General features: G+C 50.5%; 16 protein-coding genes. 8 read left to right on the plus strand and 8 right to left on the minus strand.

All coding sequences use genetic code 11. The features are described from left to right. Positions 1 to 3: 3 nt before the first annotated feature. The gene (gene thrS, locus FHD02_RS18105) at positions 4 to 1,932 is read right to left on the minus strand and encodes a threonine--tRNA ligase (protein ID WP_032939806.1); all 1,929 of its coding nucleotides are present in this window, start codon (positions 1,930 to 1,932) and stop codon (positions 4 to 6) included. 302 nt (positions 1,933 to 2,234) lie between these two features. Between thrS and yniD the strand changes: the two genes are divergently transcribed. Continuing rightward, the gene (gene yniD / locus FHD02_RS18110) at positions 2,235 to 2,342 is read left to right on the plus strand and encodes a small membrane protein YniD (RefSeq protein ID WP_137360010.1); all 108 of its coding nucleotides are present in this window, start codon (positions 2,235 to 2,237) and stop codon (positions 2,340 to 2,342) included. Positions 2,343 to 2,507: 165 nt separating this feature from the next. Here yniD and FHD02_RS18115 read toward each other — a convergent pair whose 3' ends face one another. Beyond that, on the minus strand, positions 2,508 to 3,266 hold the full coding sequence (locus FHD02_RS18115; protein ID WP_042308816.1) for a YdiY family protein: 759 nt from the start codon (positions 3,264 to 3,266) through the stop codon (positions 2,508 to 2,510). Positions 3,267 to 3,553: 287 nt separating this feature from the next. On the opposite strand from FHD02_RS18115, the gene pfkB reads away from it, so the two are divergent. Both pfkB and FHD02_RS18125 read left to right on the plus strand, forming a co-directional pair. Beyond that, complete coding sequence (pfkB, locus tag FHD02_RS18120) at positions 3,554 to 4,483, plus strand: 6-phosphofructokinase II (RefSeq protein WP_042308819.1); 930 nt, start codon at positions 3,554 to 3,556, stop codon at positions 4,481 to 4,483. A 268-nt stretch (positions 4,484 to 4,751) separates the two neighbouring features. Continuing rightward, positions 4,752 to 5,612, plus strand: a complete 861-nt coding sequence (locus FHD02_RS18125; RefSeq protein WP_042308821.1) for a fructosamine kinase family protein — start codon at positions 4,752 to 4,754, stop codon at positions 5,610 to 5,612. A 56-nt stretch (positions 5,613 to 5,668) separates the two neighbouring features. On the opposite strand, the gene FHD02_RS18130 is transcribed toward FHD02_RS18125, so the two are convergent. Next, entirely contained in the window at positions 5,669 to 6,205 is a 537-nt protein-coding gene (locus FHD02_RS18130) for a YniB family protein (RefSeq protein WP_042308823.1), read from the minus strand. Between the two features lie 167 nt (positions 6,206 to 6,372). Between FHD02_RS18130 and hxpB the strand changes: the two genes are divergently transcribed. From hxpB to tcyP, 4 genes are all read left to right on the plus strand, one after another. Continuing rightward, the gene (gene hxpB, locus FHD02_RS18135; protein ID WP_220394155.1) at positions 6,373 to 7,041 is read left to right on the plus strand and encodes a hexitol phosphatase HxpB; all 669 of its coding nucleotides are present in this window, start codon (positions 6,373 to 6,375) and stop codon (positions 7,039 to 7,041) included. Between the two features lie 139 nt (positions 7,042 to 7,180). Next, positions 7,181 to 7,942, plus strand: a complete 762-nt coding sequence (gene kduD / locus FHD02_RS18140; protein ID WP_220394156.1) for a 2-dehydro-3-deoxy-D-gluconate 5-dehydrogenase KduD — start codon at positions 7,181 to 7,183, stop codon at positions 7,940 to 7,942. Between the two features lie 83 nt (positions 7,943 to 8,025). Then, positions 8,026 to 8,625: a metal-dependent hydrolase gene (locus FHD02_RS18145; RefSeq protein WP_087050648.1), complete on the plus strand. Its 600-nt coding sequence runs from the start codon at positions 8,026 to 8,028 to the stop codon at positions 8,623 to 8,625. A 135-nt stretch (positions 8,626 to 8,760) separates the two neighbouring features. After that, positions 8,761 to 10,152, plus strand: coding sequence for a cystine/sulfocysteine:cation symporter (gene tcyP, locus FHD02_RS18150; protein ID WP_006684833.1), 1,392 nt, complete (start codon positions 8,761 to 8,763; stop codon positions 10,150 to 10,152). A 63-nt stretch (positions 10,153 to 10,215) separates the two neighbouring features. On the opposite strand, the gene cedA is transcribed toward tcyP, so the two are convergent. After that, positions 10,216 to 10,479 (minus strand): cell division activator CedA, encoded by a 264-nt coding sequence (gene cedA / locus FHD02_RS18155; protein ID WP_071600734.1) that lies wholly within the window; start codon positions 10,477 to 10,479, stop codon positions 10,216 to 10,218. A 191-nt stretch (positions 10,480 to 10,670) separates the two neighbouring features. On the opposite strand from cedA, the gene katE reads away from it, so the two are divergent. After that, the gene (gene katE, locus FHD02_RS18160; RefSeq protein WP_220394157.1) at positions 10,671 to 12,929 is read left to right on the plus strand and encodes a catalase HPII; all 2,259 of its coding nucleotides are present in this window, start codon (positions 10,671 to 10,673) and stop codon (positions 12,927 to 12,929) included. Between the two features lie 37 nt (positions 12,930 to 12,966). Here katE and chbG read toward each other — a convergent pair whose 3' ends face one another. From chbG to chbA, 4 genes are all read right to left on the minus strand, one after another. Next, entirely contained in the window at positions 12,967 to 13,725 is a 759-nt protein-coding gene (gene chbG, locus FHD02_RS18165) for a chitin disaccharide deacetylase (protein ID WP_042308835.1), read from the minus strand. 12 nt (positions 13,726 to 13,737) lie between these two features. Continuing rightward, entirely contained in the window at positions 13,738 to 15,093 is a 1,356-nt protein-coding gene (locus FHD02_RS18170; protein ID WP_038640160.1) for a 6-phospho-beta-glucosidase, read from the minus strand. 124 nt (positions 15,094 to 15,217) lie between these two features. Next, positions 15,218 to 16,057 carry a transcriptional regulator ChbR gene (gene chbR, locus FHD02_RS18175; protein WP_003030617.1) on the minus strand — a complete coding sequence of 280 codons (840 nt, stop codon included), beginning with the start codon at positions 16,055 to 16,057 and terminating at the stop codon, positions 15,218 to 15,220. 13 nt (positions 16,058 to 16,070) lie between these two features. Then, complete coding sequence (chbA, locus tag FHD02_RS18180) at positions 16,071 to 16,418, minus strand: PTS N,N'-diacetylchitobiose transporter subunit IIA (RefSeq protein WP_038640158.1); 348 nt, start codon at positions 16,416 to 16,418, stop codon at positions 16,071 to 16,073. Positions 16,419 to 16,424 lie beyond the last annotated feature (6 nt).

The raw sequence follows: 16,424 nt of genomic DNA on the forward strand, positions 1-16,424 counted from the left end.
ACCTTATTCCTCCAGTTGTTGAAGACTGCGGCTGCGAATCTCTTGTTGCAGCTTCTCAATCACTTCATTTACGTCCAGGCTGCCCAAGTCTTTGCCACGACGGGTGCGCACGGCAACTTTGCCTGCTTCAACCTCTTTGTCGCCACAGACCAACATGTAAGGGACACGACGTAAAGTGTGCTCGCGGATTTTAAAGCCTATCTTCTCATTTCTCAAGTCTGCTTTTACACGAATGCCCGCATTTTGTAGTTTCTGCGTTAATTCGTTAACGTATTCAGACTGAGAATCAGTAATGTTCATGACCACAACCTGAACCGGCGCAAGCCAGGTCGGGAAGAAGCCAGCGAACTCTTCGGTCAGGATACCGATGAAACGTTCCATCGACCCAAGAATTGCACGGTGAATCATAACCGGCACCTGACGCTCGTTGTTCTCGCCAACATAAGAGGCGCTTAAACGGGACGGCAGAGAGAAGTCCAGCTGTACAGTACCGCACTGCCATGCACGATCGAGGCAGTCATACAGGGTAAATTCAATTTTCGGACCGTAGAACGCGCCCTCACCCAGTTGGAACTCAAACGGGATGTTGTTTTCTTCCAACGCAACGGCCAGGTCAGCTTCAGCACGGTCCCACATTTCATCGCTACCGATACGTTTTTCGGGGCGAGTGGACAGTTTGACAACGATCTTCTCGAAGCCAAAGGTGCTGTACATATCGTAGACCATACGAATACAAGCGTTAACTTCATCACGGATCTGTTCTTCAGTACAGAAGATATGCGCATCATCCTGAGTGAAGCCACGAACACGCATCAGACCGTGCAGCGCGCCTGACGGCTCGTTACGGTGGCAGCTACCAAACTCAGCCATACGCAGCGGCAGATCGCGATAAGATTTCAGACCCTGATTAAAGATCTGTACGTGACCCGGGCAGTTCATCGGCTTAATGCAGTATTCACGGTTCTCTGAAGACGTCGTGAACATCGCATCTTTGTAGTTATCCCAGTGACCTGTTTTTTCCCACAGCACGCGGTCCATCATGAACGGACCTTTAACTTCCTGATACTGGTATTCTTTCAGTTTCGAACGAACAAAGACTTCCAGTTCACGGAAGATAGTCCAGCCATCATTGTGCCAGAACACCATACCCGGCGCTTCTTCCTGCATATGATACAGGTCAAGCTGTTTACCGATTTTACGGTGATCGCGTTTGGCGGCTTCTTCCAGACGTTGCAGGTAGGCGTTGAGGGCTTTTTTATCTGCCCATGCAGTACCATAAATACGCTGCAGCATCTTATTATTGCTGTCGCCACGCCAGTATGCCCCAGCGGTCTTCATCAGTTTGAAGTGATGGCAGAAACGCATGTTCGGCACGTGCGGGCCACGGCACATATCGACATATTCTTCATGATGGTACAAGCCAGGCTTGTCATCATGGGCAATGTTTTCATCAAGAATAGAGACTTTATAGGTCTCACCACGCTTCACGAAGGTTTCACGCGCTTCGTACCAGCTGACTTTCTTCTTAATGACATCGTAGTTTTTCTCAGCGAGCTCGTGCATCCGCTTCTCGAGCGCGTCGACGTCTTCCTGGGTTAACGTACGGTCAAGATCGATATCGTAGTAAAAACCGTTGTCAACAACCGGTCCGATCGCCATTTTGGTGTGCGGCCAGAGTTGTTTGATCGCGTGCCCTAACAGGTGCGCACAGGAGTGACGAATGATCTCCAGACCTTCTTCATCCTTCGCGGTGATGATGGAGAGCTTCGCATCATGTTCAATCAGATCGGAAGCATCTACCAGCTCACCGTTAACACGGCCAGCAATAGTGGCTTTCGCCAGACCTGGACCGATGTCCAGCGCAACATCCATGGGGCTTACAGCGTGGTCGTAATGGCGTTGGCTGCCATCAGGAAGAGTAATAACAGGCATGTTATATCCTTATTTGCAGTGGTGACCCACACGTAAGATCACATACAAAGATTCAATATTTAAAATTATCAAAAAGGTGTGGGCTGATTCCCGCTTCACTCTGCGAAATATGTCACTGGTTGCCTTGGTAGCTACGCTGGACCTACACCCGCTTTTTGATAACACCGTTGACAGTGTACACGGTGTTACGAGCCGATCAAAGCAGCAATCAACGCGCACTGTATGATGTAAATCAATTCACTGACACCCTGACGTCTTTGTTACACTTGCCGAAAGTCATCGAATATGAGCAGGAAAGAACTATGCCAACAAATCGCTTTGCGAAGAAACACTGGAAGATGGTGGTGATTCTGCTTGTTATTTGTGCGGCAATACTGCTCCTACGCTGGGCCGCCATGATCTGGGGTTAAATTATTGGCAACTGCCGTGCGGTTCCGCTTATTTATCTATTAAATCGAATTCATCTGATAAATAGTGCGTTATTGATATGTGTTAAAAATAAAGCGTAGATTAAATATTAAATAAACTTATCTTTAATTGGGAAAACCGGGTCAATTATTTGACCCGGCTTGTCATTACATACGATAACCGAGCGAAACGGTCGTTCGACGATCGGTATGCTCCGGCGCAGTTGCCGGCGGCTCAGAGTTCCAGGTCACGTTGTAAGCCACCTTTAACCCGAAGTGTTCGTTGATGGCAACGTTCAAAGCCGTTTCAGAATTGAGTGTCGTATCGTCAGCACCGAATACCGATACACCCTGAGTAAACTTGGTGTTGTCCGTCATCTGCCACGCATAGGCCCCGGACGCATAGCCCAACGGCTGCGTTTCGGTGGTGCCATCAGTGTGCTCGTCATAACGAACACCAGGACCGAATTCAAAACGGAAGCTGTGCACCGGTCCATTGAGGAACTGACGACCGTAACCTGCGGTCAGTACGTCACGCTCGCGATAACCGTTGTAACGGTCGGTCAACCAGCTTGCCTGCCCAAAGAGATAGTCATAGTCGGTCATGTTGTAACGACTACGGCCCCCTACGGCATACTTCTCTGATGAACGCTCATCATTTGAGGAGGTATTGCTGGCATTTCCCCACAGAGACCACGCCGTGGTTTGACCATACCAGGTCATGTTGGTGTCTGCAGTTAAAGAAGAACTTTTTGTGTTGCCTGACTGGGCGAGATATCCCGCGTTCAGGTTACCTTCAAAGGGTTTTTTCGCGCTGGAAGGGTCATCCATGACAGTAAAAACGGAATCATCGGCGGCAGCATGCATTGACGCAAGCAGGCCTCCCATCAGCATGAATGCTGCGGGCACTGTCTTCAAAAGCTTCATTTATTAAGAGTCCGTACAACAAAAAAAGAGACCATAACGGTCTCGGAAACTTTCATATGGATCAATGACAAAAGACCCTTGAAAGGTAACAAATTATAAAAAGACTCGAATAACATAGCAATAAATTCTTATTTCATTTTTTGAATAAGAGCGTTCTTAAATCGATATTTTATTTATATAACTTTGACCCGATAATTTTAAATAAAGATATGAAAAATCATGTTGTTAATTACTTCACTTTCGGGATGTTAAGTGCCAAACTGAAGGCAGCCTAACAGGAGGTAAAGATGGTACGTATCTATACGTTAACACTTGCGCCCTCTCTCGATAGCGCAACAATTACTCCGCAAATCTACCCAGAAGGTAAACTTCGCTGTACTTCGCCGGTTTTTGAACCCGGTGGCGGCGGCATCAACGTCGCTCGTGCAATAGCGCATCTTGGCGGTACTGCGACGGCTATCTTCCCCGCGGGCGGGGCCACGGGAGAGCATCTTGTTGCATTGCTCGCCGACGAAAATGTTCCCGTCTCTACGGTCGAAGCCAAAGACTGGACCCGCCAAAATCTGCACGTCCACGTTGAGTCCAGCGGGGAGCAGTATCGCTTCGTTATGCCCGGGGCTGCGCTGACCGATGATGAGTTCTATCAACTTCAGGATCAGGTGCTGGAAATTGAGTCCGGCGCGCTGCTGGTGATTAGCGGCAGTTTGCCGCCTGGGGTACAGCTTGAGAAGCTGACCCAACTCGTTACCTCAGCACAAAAACAGGGTATTCGCTGCATCGTCGATAGCTCAGGCGAGGCGCTAACGGCGGCGTTAGCCATCGGCAATATCGAACTGGTCAAACCCAACCTCAAAGAACTGAGCGCGCTGGTGAACCGCGAACTCACCCAGCCCGATGACGTGCGTAAAGCCGCACAGGAGATTGTGCAATCGGGTAAAGCACACCGCGTCGTGGTGTCTCTTGGGCCACAAGGGGCGCTGGGCGTTGATCGCGACACCTGCGTCCAGGTGGTTCCCCCCCCGGTGAAGAGTCAAAGCACCGTAGGCGCGGGCGACAGCATGGTCGGCGCTATGACGCTTAAACTGGCTGAAAACGCACCTTTTGACGATATTGTTCGTTTCGGTGTCGCCGCCGGTAGCGCAGCAACCCTGAATCAAGGTACGCGTCTGTGCGCTTTGGACGATACGCAAAAAATATATGCATACCTTGCTCAGTAATGGCACCGTCCCCCTTTTAACAGAAGGGGGATGTTCCGGTAAAACTGTCGGCATGGGTGTTATACGTCTATGCTAAAAAATCACGTGATTACAAAGAAGTGAATCATGTACAACCGGACGTCTCCATAACGGTGCGAGATGAAGAAGAACGACAAACATTAAGTGCCTTTCGAGCGATGACGCGTCCGTGGTGTGCGTCAGTTCGTGTTTTTTAACCGCATTCTTGCGCTAACCTTATGATCTGGCAGACAACATGGGGAGAGACATCATGTGGCAGGCTATCAGTCGTCTTTTAAGCGAGCAATTAGGTGAAGGCGAAATCGAACTGCGTAATGAACTGCCCGGCGGAGAGATCCACGCCGCATGGCATTTACGCTATGCGGGGCGCGATTTTTTCGTCAAATGCGATGAAAGAGAGTTGTTAACCGGCTTTACGGCGGAAGCCGATCAGCTGGAGCTACTTTCCCGCAGCCAAACCGTATCAGTACCGAAAGTTTGGGCGGTAGGCGCAGACAGAGATTACAGTTTCCTGGTGATGGACTTCCTCCCTCCCCGTCCGCTTGACGCGCACAACGCGTTTATCCTCGGCCAACAACTTGCGCATTTGCATGAATGGAGCGATCAGCCGCAGTTCGGACTCGACTTCGACAATGCGCTCTCAACCACGCCGCAACCCAATACCTGGCAACGTCGCTGGTCAACTTTTTTTGCCGAGCAGCGTATTGGCTGGCAACTGGAACTCGCCGCTGAGAAAGGTATTGCGTTTGGCAATATTGACGCCATTGTCGAGCATGTTCAGCAACGCCTCGCTTCCCATCAGCCGCAGCCGTCGCTCCTGCATGGGGATTTGTGGTCGGGGAACTGCGCGCTCGGCCCGAACGGTCCCTACATCTTCGACCCTGCCTGCTACTGGGGAGACAGGGAGTGCGATCTGGCAATGCTGCCGTTACATACCGAACAGCCGCCACAAATTTATGACGGTTATCAGTCCGTCTCGCCGCTCCCCCTGGATTTTCTCGACAGACAGCCTGTCTACCAGCTCTATACGCTGCTGAACCGGGCTATTCTGTTCGGAGGGCAGCATCTGGTTGTGGCGCAGAAAGCAATGGATAGGTTACTGGCGGCTTAGCAACGCGCTTATCAGGCCTGGCGTTACACAATGAGTCAGGCCTGATATGTCAACGCTTACAAAAAGCCCAGCAATGAGAAGAAAAAGTAGCCGATGACGATAACAATCACCGGCAATATATACAGCGGGAAAATTTGTAAAAAGATCGTATGGTGCGGCACCACGATACGTGACTCGATTTGTCCACGTGATAACCCTTCACTGCCTTTTGCCTGTTCCAGAATCAGCTGGTCCTCAACGCCTTCGCGTAAAAAGCGCGCCTGACGGCTCATTCTTGCACCTGAATCCTGCAACGCTAAGCCGATAAAAATCAAGATGAAAATCAGCCAAAAAACGAGATTGAGTCCACTTTGAAAATCGGGAGTCGGCGAGTTATACCAAAATACGTTAAGAAATGGGGTGTTCACCCGCATCATGTCGATCATTACGTGGGCAAAATCGAGCATTACCGCATTAATCCCCTCCTGCTTTTCGCTGTGCGCATACATAAACTTCAGTACAGAAACCAGTGTTGAAATCAGCGCGGGAATGAAAATCACCCATCCCACCAGCCTTTTCAAGACGGCAATGCGTCCAGCTTGTTGATACGTCATGAGTTCCCCTTGATAAAGACGTGTCATTTTGGCCTAAGTTTACCCGTTGATAACCGTTTTCGCCTGATCTTTAAAGGCGGTATAATAGAGAATTAGCCATAATGAACGCTCAGAGCCTGTTATGACTGGCTCGAAATCCCTTTTATCACCCTAAAGGAGAGGTTGTGATGTCAACCCCGCGTCAAATTCTTGCTACAATTTTCGATATGGATGGATTACTGGTCGATTCAGAACCGCTCTGGGATCAGGCCGAACTGGATGTGATGGCAAGTTTAGGCGCTGATATCACTCGCCGCCATGAACTTCCCGATACCCTTGGCTTACGCATCGACATGGTGGTTGATTTGTGGTTTGCGCAGCAACCGTGGAATGGTCCCACACGTCAGGAAGTGACTGCACGTATCATCACGCGGGCAATTGCGTTAGTTGAAGAGACAAGACCGCTGTTGCCTGGCGTACGTGAAGCCGTGGCGTTGTGCAAATCGCAGGGAATTCTGGTCGGGCTGGCATCCGCATCACCGTTGCATATGCTGGAAAAAGTGCTGACCATGTTTGATCTGCGCGACAGCTTCGATGCGCTGGCCTCCGCGGAGAAACTGCCCTACAGTAAACCGCACCCACAGGTGTATCTTGATTGCGCAGCGAAACTGGGCATTGATCCTTTGAGTTGCGTTGCCCTGGAAGATTCAGTCAACGGCATGATCGCCTCGAAAGCGGCTCGCATGCGCTCTATCGTGGTGCCTGCACATGAAAATCAGGACGATCCTCGCTTTGTACTGGCCGACGTAAAACTGTCCTCGCTCACCGAACTTACAGCCGTTCATCTGCGCGGCTAATCCTCTCACGGGCAATGCGAATCATTGCCCGTGAGATTGTTTTTTTAAAACAGCGTTTCATTTTTATTGTATTTCTGCTCAGCCTCTCCTATTCTTTCCGCATGGTGAAGTGTGAATGGAATGAATAATTGAGGTGAATATGATTCAGGATGCTTTTCGTCTCGCAGGTAAAGTTGCCATCGTCACCGGATGTGATACCGGCCTTGGACAAGGTATGGCACTGGCGATGGCTGAAGCTGGCTGTGATGTGGTCGGCGTGAATCGTAAAACTCCGCATGAAACCGCAGAGAAAATTAACGCGCTTGGTCGACGTTTTATGGCGATTCAGGCCGATCTCAGCCAACAGGACGTACTCTCCGGCATCGTGACACAAACGGTGGCGGCATTTGGTCGGATCGATATTCTGGTCAATAATGCGGGCACCATACGTCGCCAGGATGCGCTGGACTTCAGCGAAAAAGACTGGGATGACGTAATGAACCTGAATCTCAAATCCGTGTTCTTTCTGTCGCAGACCGTGGCGCGACAGTTTGTGGCGCAGGGTAACGGTGGGAAAATAATTAATATTGCCTCAATGCTCTCATTTCAGGGCGGGATCCGCGTTCCTTCCTATACCGCATCTAAAAGCGGTGTACTGGGTATCACCCGCCTGCTGGCCAATGAATGGGCTGCGCAAGGTATTAATGTCAACGCTATTGCGCCCGGCTATATGGCGACCAATAACACGCAGCAACTACGTGAAGACAGCGAGCGCAACCAGGAGATTATCGATCGTATTCCAGCCGGACGCTGGGGAAAGCCAGACGATCTGAAAGGCCCGGTCGTTTTCCTCGCCAGTCCTGCCTCTGACTATATACATGGCTATACGCTGGCCGTGGATGGCGGTTGGCTGGCGCGGTAAAGGCGCACTTGTGACAAAGGGTTACAACGTCACCTCTTCCGCCTACTGTATAAAACCCCTATACTGTATGAATCGACAGTTTATTGGGTTTTATCATGACGGCGGAAGGCCACCTTCTTTTTTCTATTGCCTGTGCGGTATTTGCCAAGAATGCCGAGCTAACGCCCGTTCTTGCGCAGGGTGACTGGTGGCATATTGTCCCTTCAGCCATTTTGACATGTCTGCTACCGGATATCGATCATCCAAAATCTCTGCTCGGACAGCGTCTGAAGTGGATATCGAAACCCATTGCCCGCGCATTTGGCCATCGCGGGTTTACGCATAGCCTGCTGGCAGTCTTTGCCCTGCTGGCCACGTTTTACCTGAAAGTCCCTGATACCTGGATAATTCCGGCCGATGCCTTACAAGGCATGGTTCTCGGTTATCTCAGCCACATTCTGGCCGACATGCTGACCCCGGCAGGCGTGCCCCTGCTTTGGCCCTGCCGCTGGCGTTTTCGCCTGCCGATCCTTGTGCCGCAAAAAGGGAATCAACTGGAGCGATTCCTGTGTATGGCGCTGTTTGCCTGGGCCATCTGGATGCCGCAGACCGTACAAGAAAACAGTGCAGTACGCTGGTCATCGCAAATGATAAATACGCTACAAATGCAGTTTAATCGTTTCATAACGCACCAGGTTGACTAATAAATCAGCCGAAATGTCATTTTTGGCATAAACAATTCCATTTGAATATAAGAGGCATGTCACAGTTCTGCTAATCTTGCGCCAACAGAATCACCATCGTACGGTGATCCGCATAATAAGATCAGGAGAACGGGGATGAACTTTCCATTAATCGCGAACATTATCGTGTTCGTAGTGCTGCTGTTCGTGCTGGCGCAAGCCCGTCACAAACAGTGGAGTCTGGCAAAAAAAGTACTGGTCGGTCTGGTCATGGGTGTGGTGTTCGGCCTCGCGCTGCACACCATTTATGGCTCCGACAGCCAGGTTCTTAAAGATTCCGTACAGTGGTTCAACATTGTCGGCAACGGTTATGTCCAGTTGCTGCAAATGATTGTTATGCCGCTGGTCTTTGCCTCTATACTCAGTGCCGTTGCGCGTCTGCACAACGCCTCTCAGTTAGGTAAAATTAGCTTCCTGACGATCGGCACGCTGCTGTTTACCACGCTGATTGCCGCACTGGTAGGTGTTCTGGTGACCAACCTGTTCGGCCTGACCGCCGAAGGTCTGGTACAAGGTGGGGCTGAAACCGCTCGCCTGAACGCCATCGAAACCAATTATGTTGGTAAAGTTGCCGACCTCAGCGTTCCGCAACTGGTGCTGTCGTTCATCCCGAAAAACCCGTTTGCCGATCTGACCGGAGCGAACCCGACGTCGATTATCAGCGTAGTTATCTTCGCAGCATTCCTCGGTGTAGCCGCACTGAAACTGCTGAAAGATGACGCACCAAAAGGCGAGCGCGTTCTGGTCGCTATCGATACCCTGCAAAGCTGGGTGATGAAGTTGGTTCGTCTGGTCATGCAATTAACGCCGTACGGTGTTCTGGCGCTGATGACTAAAGTGGTTGCAGGCTCCAACCTGCAGGACATCATCAAGCTGGGTAGCTTCGTCGTCGCTTCGTATCTCGGTCTGGGTATTATGTTTGTGGTACACGGGATCCTGCTGGGTGTGAACGGCGTTAGCCCGCTGAAATACTTCCGTAAAGTCTGGCCGGTGCTGACTTTCGCCTTCACCAGCCGTTCCAGCGCCGCGTCTATCCCGCTGAACGTGGAAGCACAAACCCGTCGTCTGGGCGTACCTGAATCCATTGCCAGTTTTGCCGCCTCATTTGGCGCCACGATTGGTCAGAACGGTTGTGCTGGCCTGTACCCGGCCATGCTGGCGGTGATGGTCGCCCCGACCGTCGGTATTAACCCGCTGGATCCAATGTGGATTGCCACGCTGGTAGGTATCGTGACAGTGAGTTCCGCAGGCGTTGCGGGTGTGGGTGGCGGCGCGACCTTTGCTGCGCTGATCGTTCTGCCTGCCATGGGTCTGCCGGTGACGCTGGTTGCTCTGCTGATCTCCGTTGAACCACTGATTGATATGGGTCGTACTGCGCTGAACGTCAGCGGCTCCATGACTGCCGGTACGCTGACCAGCCAATGGCTGAAGCAGACCGATAAAACGATTCTGGACAGTGACGATAACGCGGAACTGGCGCATCGCTAAGCCTGTTTGCTGAAAAACAAAAAACCGCCGGCGTGTAATGCCCCGGCGGTTTTTTATATCCAGTCAATCGCTCAGTTCATTTTCCTGACGAATCTGATTAGCCCAGCGTTGCGCTGATTCCGGAACAGTAAATGCAGGCGAACGCTGAAACGACTCCCCCATTAAGACAAAAGCGACATATTTCCCGCGCAGTATCCATACGTCACGAAACGCATCCATTTTAACCGCATGCTCTGGCGGAGCAGGCTCCACGCGTGGCACGTAGCTAATAACCGGACGATTTTGCTGGCGAAGAGGTTTCATAATCAGTTGTTTCACTAAAGACAAATTCTAAAAATCAGAAAACTGCTATCTTAGCCGATTTTCCCCTCCTGCGTCCTGCCTTGCGTGCGCGGTTTGTCTGCCTCATCGCGCTTTACCTCCTCGTATATTCCTGCAGGGCTGAATGAGTGGTCTATAGTTAAAGCTTTTGACAGCAACAACGACCCTTTCAGCGATGAATACAGGAGACGAGTTTAATGTCACAGAAAGATAAGCATCCGCTCCATCACACTGCGCCGGTTCATGACGCCAGCGAGTCCAAACCTGGTCTTGATTCTCTGGCGCCAGCAGACGGTTCACATCGTCCAACGCCTGAACCGACGCCTCCGGGCATGCAACCTACAACGTCCGGCAGCTTAAAAGCACCTGACATCAGAAGTGACAAACTCAACGCGCTGGACAGTTTTCGCAAAGGAAGCGAAGATTTTGCCCTGACCACCAATCAGGGCGTACGCATTGCGGACGATCAAAACTCGCTGCGCGCCGGAAATCGCGGGCCAACATTACTGGAAGATTTTATCCTGCGAGAAAAAATCACCCATTTCGATCACGAACGTATACCAGAACGTATCGTTCACGCCCGAGGGTCAGCCGCGCACGGTTACTTTCAGTCTTATACCGATTTAAGCGCAACGACAAAAGCCGATTTCTTATCCGAAGAAAACAAGATAACACCCGTTTTTGTCCGTTTCTCAACTGTCCAGGGCGGCGCGGGCTCAGCAGATACGGTCAGAGATATTCGGGGATTTGCGACAAAATTTTATACCGAAGAGGGCATCTTTGATCTGGTAGGAAATAACACGCCGATCTTTTTTATTCAGGATGCACATAAATTCCCGGATTTCGTCCATGCCGTAAAACCGGAGCCACATTGGGCTATCCCGCAGGGCCAAAGCGCACATGATACCTTCTGGGATTATGTCTCGTTGCAACCTGAAACCCTGCACAACGTGATGTGGGCGATGTCTGACCGGGGGATCCCACGCAGTTATCGCACGATGGAAGGTTTCGGTATCCATACTTTTCGGCTGATTAATGCGCAGGGGAAAGCCACTTTCGTCCGCTTCCACTGGAAACCGCTGGCTGGCAAAGCTTCTCTGGTATGGGATGAAGCACAGAAACTGACGGGACGCGATCCTGATTTCCATCGCCGCGATCTGTGGGAGGCAATTGAAGCTGGTGATTACCCGGAATACGAACTTGGCCTGCAGTTAATCCCGGAGGAAGATGAGTTTAAATTCGATTTTGACCTGCTCGATCCGACCAAACTCATCCCGGAAGAGCTGGTTCCGGTTCAGCGCGTCGGTAAAATGGTACTAAACCGCAACCCGGACAATTTCTTCGCGGAAAACGAACAGGCGGCATTTCATCCCGGTCACATCGTTCCGGGCATCGATTTTACCAATGATCCTCTGTTACAGGGCAGACTGTTCTCGTATACGGACACACAGATCAGTCGCCTGGGTGGGCCCAACTTCCATGAAATCCCGATCAATCGTCCTACCTGCCCTTATCATAACTTCCAGCGCGACGGTATGCATCGCATGGATATTGATACCAATCCCGCCAACTATGAACCTAACTCCATCAATGACAACTGGCCACGAGAAACGCCGCCGGGGCCAAAACGTGGTGGATTTGAGTCGTATCAGGAGCGCATTGACGGGAATAAAATTCGTGAGCGTAGCCCCTCTTTCGGCGAATACTATGCCCACCCTCGCCTGTTCTGGTTAAGCCAGACGCCAATAGAGCAACAGCATATTATTGGCGGATTCAGTTTCGAACTCAGTAAGGTGACCCGGCCTTATATTCGCGAAAGAGTGGTCGATCATCTGGCGCATATTGATACTACGCTGGCGCAGTCCGTGGCCAGCAACCTCGGTTTTGAGCTGACCGAAGAGCAAACCCAGATCTCCCCTCCGCCGGATGTCAACGGATTAGCCAATGCGCCTTCGCTTAGTCTATATGCGGGTTCAAAAGGTGATATCAAAGGCCGCGTGGTCGCCATTCTGCTCAATGATCAGATAAAGGCGGACGATCTGCTCACCATTATGCAGGCGCTGCAGGCGAAAGGCGTCCATGCCAGGCTGCTCTATTCCAGAATGGGCAACGTGGTTGCCGACGATGGCTCCGTCCTGACGATCGCAGGCACCTTTGCCGGCTCGCCGTCGCTGACGGTTGATGCGGTTATCGTTCCGGGTGGGAATATCGCGGATATCGCCATGAATGGAGATGCTAAATATTACTTACTCGAAGCGTATAAACACCTGAAACCTATCGCCCTGGCTGGAGATGCTCGCCAGCTTAAAGCTGCATTGAATATCACACATCAGAGTGAGGAAGGCGTGGTAGAAGCGGACAGTGCAGACGCACAGTTTATGGATACCCTGCTGACACTGATGACTGCGCATCGTGTCTGGTCGCGAGCCGGAAAAATCGACGCGATCCCTGCCTAAAAAAATGCGGCGCATAATTGCGCCGCAAACTCAGGAATTACACGTTCAGAAAACTGCCAAGACGATAACCGCGCTCCGCAATAGCATATTTCAGTGACGAAGACGTCAGTACGTCAAGCTCAGTTAAGCGGGGGTAACAGTAGGCACTTTGACGAATAGTGTCATCAATAAAGGCTGGATGACACATGACTTCCAATGAGGACTCTCCCCGGTCTGCTGAGGCGTCCAGCGTTTGTAAAAACAGCGCCTCAGAAATCGCTTCGCCATAAAACTCGCTGCTGAATCCCTGGGAAGTACGCAACCGGTCGGGTAAATCAGACGCCTGGAACACCGCCTGACGATCGATACGCAACGCAATCCCTCGTTCGGCTGCAAAGCTTGCGACAATGGGGAAAATCTGCGGGAACATATGCACATGGTGATGACTATCCAGATGCGTCGGTTCCCGCCCAAACAGGTCTATAAAACGCTGATACTGTGCGGCCAGCTCTTGCGAAATTTCATCCAGCGGCAAAGCATCTTCCTCTGCCATCTGCCAGATCCATTTCCCCAGCAATCCGTCACGTGTAAGGCCCGGCATAGGCGTCAACGGTCTGCCCAGCGTCAGAACAAAGTGCATCCCGACGGCAAGTGCAGGTATGTCACGACTCAGCTGTACCGCATGGTCAATCGCCGCGCCATTCACCAACGCCGTCGTCGAGGTGACCACGCCATTGCGGCAGGCTTCAACAATGCCGTAGTTTTGTCCTTTACTCAGGCCAAAATCATCCGCATTTACAATCAGTACGCGTTCCATAGCCGACCTCAGTTAGTGTTGTTCGCTTTTCAGTTTCTCAATGCACCCGGCGAAATTTGGCAGCCATTGTTCATGCGCCAGAATCAATTCACGCGCGAGGACTTCAGCATCGCGGTCAGAATGCACCAGCGGGCTCAGGTTCAGTGCCAGCAGCACGTCATTTAGCTCGCCGCTCAGTGCCGCGTTGCTCGCTGCCACTTCAAAACCTTTAATGGTATAGATAAGACCAAGGACTTTCTCATCAAAATGAGTAATACGTGGGTGTGGCGTGGCGCCGTTGCGTCCCAACGTGCAGGTCATTTCTACCGCCCAGTCCGCAGGAATGTTATCGACATGCCCATGGTGTGGAATGTTGACATAGTGTTCGGTCTGCTTGTCGTTGTAGATAGCGTTGATCACTTCACAGGCTGCGTCAGAGTAATAAGCGCCACCGCGCTGCTCCAGCTCCTTCGGCTTAACGTTCAGCTCAGGATTTTTATAGAGATCAAAGAGTTGTTTCTCAACTTTCTGTACCACCTGAGCGCGTGCCCCGCCTTTATAGTATTCACCCATTTCAATCGCCAGCATCTCTTTTGGCTTGAAGTAGTAGAGCAAATAAGAGCACGGCAGCAGCTTCAGCGAACGAATCAGTCCTTCACTAAACGGCAGGTCAAAGATGTTCTTCACGGTAGACGCTTTCAATTCGCCCGATGCGACGCCATCCAGCAGCTCATCAAAACGTGACACGCCGTTAACCAGTACGTCTTTGATAAAGACCATATGGTTCAGACCGAACAGATCGATAGATAAATCATCGCTCTCTTTGAGCGCCAGCACATCGCTAATGAACATTTTCATGCCGACGGGAATATTACACACGCCGATGAATTTCTTGAAATTCGTATGACGATAGACCGCTTCAGTCACCATCCCGGCCGGGTTAGTAAAGTTAATCACCCACGCATTAGGGCACAGTTCTTCCACATCTTTCACAATGTCAAAAATAACCGGAATGGTACGCAAACCTTTGAACAGACCGCCCGCACCGTTCGTTTCCTGTCCCAGATAACCGTGGCTCAGCGGGATACGCTCATCCTTCTCACGGGCTTTAAGTTGCCCTACTCGCAGCTGAGTGGTAACGAAATCCGCATCTTTCAGCGCTTCGCGGCGATCCAGCGTTTTATACAACTTCATCGGGACGCCCGCTTTGTCGATCATCCGCTGGCAAAGGTCAAAAATAATATCCAGCTTCTCTTTACCACCCTCTACATCAACCAGCCACAATTCAGAAACCGGTAATTCGTGATAGCGCTTAATAAAGCCTTCAAGTAATTCAGGGGTGTAGCTGCTCCCGCCACCGATAGTGACGACTTTTAATTTCTGGCTCATACGTTCTCCCTTCAGTGTCAAAACACTGACATGTATTATGCTCAACCCGTTTGTCAGGTATAGCGTGACTGTCCCGACGCTATTTAGGGCAAGCTATAAAAAATGAGTTTTTGGAAAATAATATCTACTGATTAAATTCAGTTAATTTCTTACGATAGCTATTTGGCGTAAACGACGTCAGTTTTTTAAACGTTTTAATAAACAAACTTGGACTACTGTAACCAGACTCATAAGCAATATCCGTTACAGAATAGTTAGTCATTTCCAGCTGTTTTTTAGCAAAATTAATGCGAATTTCATTAATGATCTGCATCGGCGTTTTACTGTAATAACGCTGGGTTGCGCGGGTCAGATACTCCTGGGATTTCGCGGACAGGTGTACCATATTTTCCAGCGCATTCTCGCTAAACTGCCGTTTGTCGTGCATGGTCTCGACGGTGGTTTTAAGCCACTGAGGAATATCATCCAGCACCTGCTCTTCGCGATGATGGCGCAGTCGATTAATAATATAGAAGGTGACCACTTCTACAAATTCATCGAGTCCGCTCTCACGAAAGTTCAGTGATGCAATAACCGTTTCAATGTAGGTAAGAAACGAGTTATTCGCCCGATAGACCTGCGATGCAACGAAACAAAATGGCAGCAGCGGGTGGTAGTGCTGTTCAAAAAAACGTTTACTGATACCGACGTTGAGGATCCTTGTCGCACCGAAATCATAGAAACTCTGGTGATGCGATCCCAACGGGATAAAAACAAAATCCCCGCGCTCAAGCAATACGCGTTTACCGTTGATTTCCTGATAATAGCGTCCGGTTAAAACCAGCGTAAATTCATAGTAGTCATGCTGATGCAGCCCACTGATGCTCTCAGTTTTGTTATAGATGAACACATGGAAATTTTTGCCATTAAACAGTTGCTGTTCATAGACGGTTTTGATTTCCGGTGCGTTAATCTGTAGCTGCATTGTGCACTCCTCGCTATTTCAGCTTCTCGTGAAGTTCAATCAGTTCAGTGACCAGCTCGCGCGCCAGCATCGACGTCATCAGGTGATCCTGTGCGTGGACCAGCACCAGGCTGACTTTCATTTTACCTTCGCCCTGATCGCCTTCAATCAATTTCGTTTGCACAAGGTGAGCTTCGTTCAACGCCAGGCGAGACTGATCCATCATGGTCTTCGCTGCTTCAAAATCACCCTGCTTGGCCATTTTGAGCGCGCCGTATGCCAGGCTACGCGCCTGACCCGAATTGATGATGAGCCCCATCACCACTTCTTCAAGTTCTTCTGCTTCTGACTGCGTGTCGACGATATTCTCGATATCCAACATACTTTT

Origin of the sequence: Citrobacter sp. EC_71, assembly GCF_019584005.1 — a bacterium.
GTDB lineage: Bacteria > Pseudomonadota > Gammaproteobacteria > Enterobacterales > Enterobacteriaceae > Citrobacter > Citrobacter werkmanii.